A 3,221-nucleotide genomic window follows, 5' to 3' on the forward strand; every position below is an offset into this window, starting at 1 on the left:
AGGGTGAAAATGTCCCCGAAACCGACGGGGATACTCAACCACTTCTCATTGGGTTGGCGCAGATCCGACGGAGATTTCTCACCCCCAGAAACCCTATGAACCTGCATCATCCCGGTGGGTACGACCCGTTAGGATGATGCATGTCCCCGCTTCCGAACTCTAAGTCTTCTTTCCTCCGTGCGGCGCAGGGTTGCGGCGCACTGGTGCTGGCTGGAGCTATGGTTCTGCCGATGACTCCGGCACTCGCCCAGGATGCGGCACCTGTTGCTAATGCACCGGCGGCAAATGCTGTGACCCCCAAGCCGGCTGCTCAGGACGCAGCGGCACAGCCAACGTACTCCGCTGATTATGACGGCATTCTGTACACCGGCGAGGGTGGCACCGTGACTCTGAAGGGTACCGGTTTCACCAAGCAGTGGCGCGAGCAGCACGGCACCGTTGTCTTCTACATTGCTGCTACGAAGGATCGCCCCGGTAATGCTGAGCCTTCCACGTCGATGCTCCGTTTTGAAGAGGGTAAGGATTTCACCATTGCCGATAACGGCACTTTTGAGGCAAAGCTGACCATCAAGGCTAAGGCTCTGGAGAGTTTCTACACTCCCATTGATTATTTCCCGGGTATCACCCTGGATGAGGTGCGTTACGAGACGGGTATTTTGACCGAGGCTAAGGGCCAGCCCCAGTCGAGCATTGAGGATATTTGGGCTCGCAAGAACGTTATCGCCCACCACCCGATGTACACCCGCGCTTACCATCCGCAGGTCCTGGCACCTAAGTGGAAGTATGATGCCCTGAAGGACACTACGAAGGATCAGGAGCTGCTGATTCAGGGTGAGGGTTTCGTTGGGGAGGAACTGCCTGGCCGTGAGGGTGCCATGTACGTGATTCGTGAGAAGGGCACCGGCACCCCCGTCCTGGCGATGAGCGATATGAAGTCCTACTATGAAGGTCCCGATGGCGTAACCCGCCTGGAGGGAGGCACTCTTTACCGCACCATCAAGCTCCCCGCAAACACCCTGGATCCGTCTAAGCAGTACGTCATTGAGGCGTGGAGCGACTACGACTACGACCTCACCAAGAAGGACAGGCCCCTCATCACCCCGATTGTGGGTTTGGCGCCGGAGCACCGCGGTGTTCTTATGGCTCACCAGGATCTGAAGTTTGAGGGTGTTCCGGACTTCACGGATGCTACTGTGCCCAAGGGAGAATACAAGACCCTGACTTCGAAGCTCACCTACCAGGAGCAACAGCAGCGTGCTACCCGCGGCGAGTTGACTGCGGCACTGTACGCTCAGGCTGGTAGCCCCAAGGTGAACCTCCCGGCAGTCTCCCCCTGGCCGGATGTGAAGACCACCGACCCGAACTACACCGCTTACGTGTGGGCTCGTCAGAAGGGTATTACTTTCGGCTGGTCTGATGGTAAGTTCCACGCGGATGCCGGTATTTCGAACGCTACGGTTGCGGCGTTCACCTACCGTGCAGCGGGTTCCCCGGCGGTATCAGGTGTGTCTTCCTTTACCGATGTGAAGCCGAATTCTGCGTTCTACCGTGAGATTCTGTGGTCCACTCAGCAGTATGTCATTAATCCGGATTTCGGCTCTTTTAATGCGACGGACCTGGTGAATCGTGGTCAGTTGGAGCAGATGCTGTTCAATTTCCAGAACCGCGCTAAGTAAGGCGGACTAGTTCTACGCTGAATACCCCGTGTTCTCGAGCAGGTTTTCTGTTCGGGCACACGGGGTTCAGCTTTTACCGGCTGATCAACCTGTGAAATGTCTCAAAACCTTCAAGCCTCCCTTGAGTGTTCCCTGACATCATTTGGAGGGTTTGATAGGGTGAAAATGTCCCCGAAACCGACGGGGCTTCCAACCATTTTTCTCATAGGGCGCGCAGATTCAACGGCGAATTCCCTACCCGCCGTTGAGCCCGCAGAGCCCTGCGAGAAACAACTTTAAGGATGTGTTATGTCCTCGCTTCCGAACTCTAAGTCTTCTTTCCTCCGCGCTGCTCAGGGTTGCGGCGCATTGGCGTTGGCTGGTGCTATGGTTCTGCCGATGACCCCGGCACTGGCTCAGAATGCGGCTCCTGCCGCTGATGCCGCTGTTGCTGCCGCTACCCCTCAGGCAGCTAACCAGGTCGCTGCGGCTACCCCGACCCTTGAGGTTTCCATCCCTGACGGTTACAAGTACGACGGCGTGAACCCCTCCCTCGTCACGACTGAGGGCGGTACCATCCATGTGAAGGGTGCGGGTTACACCAAGGAGTGGCGTGCTCAGCACGGTACCGTGGCGCTGTACATTGCTCCCGCGAACTACGCGCCCTCCGGCTACGAGATTCCGACTTCGAAGATGCTGCGCTTCGTGGAGGGTCAGGACTTCACCGTTACCGATGACGGCACTTTTGAGGCTGATCTGAAGGTTGAGGCGTACAAGCTTGCTGCCTACTACTTCATCGATGATGACAACTTCCACGACCCGACCGGCGGCACCAAGTACGATGTCCTCTACGAAATTCGCGTGGTTGCTGAACAGAAGGATCAGAAGCCGCTGACCGCTCAGGAGCTGTGGACCAGCAAGAACGTGGTGAGCACCCAGGTACTGAATACTATGGGTGAGAAGCCGGCGCCGTTCGCACCGCGCCTGGGTTACAACGCTGTGACTGACCCCATAAAATCACAGGATCTGAACGTTGGTGGCCAGGGGTTTAACGGCGATATTCACTCCGTTAGGGGCGTTCAGCTCGTGGTTCGTGAGAAGGGCTCGAACACCCCGGTTCTGGCAACCAGCGACATTATCGAGTTTGACCACCCCACCCAGTCTTCGGCGTACCGTGATGGCAACCTGAACGGTACCGTGAATCTTCCGGCAAACACTCTGAACGCTTCGAAGAAGTACGTGATTGAGGTCTGGGCTAACGACGGTTACGGCAATAACGGTAAGCTGATCGCACCGGTCGTGGGCAGGTCCACCAAGGGCCGCGGTACCCTACTCGCGTGGCAGGACCTGGACCTGAACGGCACGAACGGTTACAGGGAGGCGAACCTGCCCAACGCTCAGGATCCCAAGAAGGATGACAACCAGAAGCCCGATCCTTCCGATGAGAAGCTGGAGACCCTCGCTACCCGCGGTGAGCTCGCAGCTGCCCTGTACATTCAGGCGGGCACCCCCGAGGTGAAGCTGCCTGAAACTTCTCCCTGGCCGGATGTGAAGACCACCGACCCG

Annotated in this window: 2 protein-coding genes; both read left to right on the plus strand. The window is 57.5% G+C overall.

Annotation, left to right across the window (positions count from 1 at the left end):
• The first annotated feature begins 140 nt into the window (after window positions 1-140).
• Window positions 141-1,676, plus strand: coding sequence for an S-layer homology domain-containing protein (locus HMPREF2971_RS03650; RefSeq protein ID WP_070691412.1), 1,536 nt, complete (start codon window positions 141-143; stop codon window positions 1,674-1,676).
• A gap of 288 nt (window positions 1,677-1,964) precedes the next feature.
• Window positions 1,965-3,221 (plus strand): gluconolactonase (locus HMPREF2971_RS03655; protein ID WP_070691415.1); only part of this gene is annotated, 1,257 nt, incomplete at its 3' end.

The organism is Rothia sp. HMSC066G07, assembly GCF_001814485.1.
Taxonomy (GTDB): domain Bacteria; phylum Actinomycetota; class Actinomycetes; order Actinomycetales; family Micrococcaceae; genus Rothia.

Excerpts from the sequence above, each read along its gene's own strand:
- HMPREF2971_RS03650 (WP_070691412.1), top strand. The coding sequence starts at position 141 with ATGTCCCCGCTTCCGAACTCTAAGTCTTCTTTCCTCCGTGCGGCGCAG.